Source organism: Iningainema tapete BLCC-T55 (assembly GCF_014698965.1).
GTDB lineage: Bacteria > Cyanobacteriota > Cyanobacteriia > Cyanobacteriales > Nostocaceae > Iningainema > Iningainema tapete.
The window spans coordinates 1-903 of record NZ_JACXAE010000015.1; the positions used below are offsets into that span (position 1 = coordinate 1).

Here is a 903-nt window from a genome sequence, read left to right on the forward strand (position 1 = left end):
GAAACTTTACGTCCGCTCGACGCCTTTTGATGGGTTTTTTGATAGTTTTCCCGTAAACCTTATGTGTACCGGGATTAATTGGGTAAGTCCGATCATGCTCGACAAACTGAAAAAAATCTTTATTAAAAGTGTGATTTTGAATATTAAGCACTTGCTTAACTATTCGTTCTCCTTCGGTTTTCGATTTGACAAATAATCGTAAATCATACCCTTTTTCAGAATCTAAATAGGTAGCTTTGTACCATCCCTTCTCCCAGGTAAAAATGGGAGTAGCAAACTCCTGCTTAATTTTTTTAGCTAATATCTCAGCTTTAGCACGAGTAATTGATTCAGAAGATTCATCCATTAATCTAAAGCCAATCTCGCCCTCTAGCTGTGGAAGTCCACCGGTTTCGTGAGTTTCTTTATCCCAAGCCTCTAAAAAATGAAGCTTAATTTGTGGCTTAAACTTCCACTCAGATTGAGCCTCTTGTACAGGAATTCCATATACAGGACGTTGAATTGCTTGAGTATGTCCGCAGGTGACTTCAAATAGCCACATGCGCAAAATTAACATATCAACCGTGTCGTTATCTTTAATCACACAGCTATGTTTTAACCTTGATTTAGATGTTGAAACGTCGTCATCTGGTTGATTTTTAAAGTAAGATTTAACAGCTTTGTTGTGTTCAAGCTTCACCAAATCTCTTAAATTAGTCCATTCGTTAAAATCTGCTGGTAGTGCCATTAGTCATCTGCCTCCTTATCACTATCTGATGAAATGGCAGGTATAGCGGGAGTAGTGGAGGCAGATGTAGCTTTATCTGCTTTCTCTTTTAATGGCTTGTTATCTTTCTGCTCTTTAGGTTCTAACTCCTCAATTGATTTTTCAAACTCTTTTTTCTGGTCTGTTAGCTCCTTTAG

At 37.8% G+C, this 903-nt stretch carries 1 protein-coding gene; it reads right to left on the reverse strand.

Annotated features, from left to right (window positions below):
* Positions 1-727: hypothetical protein (locus ICL16_RS04015; protein WP_190825611.1), on the reverse strand; the 727-nt coding region annotated here is incomplete at its 3' end.
* Positions 728-903: the final 176 nt, after the last annotated feature.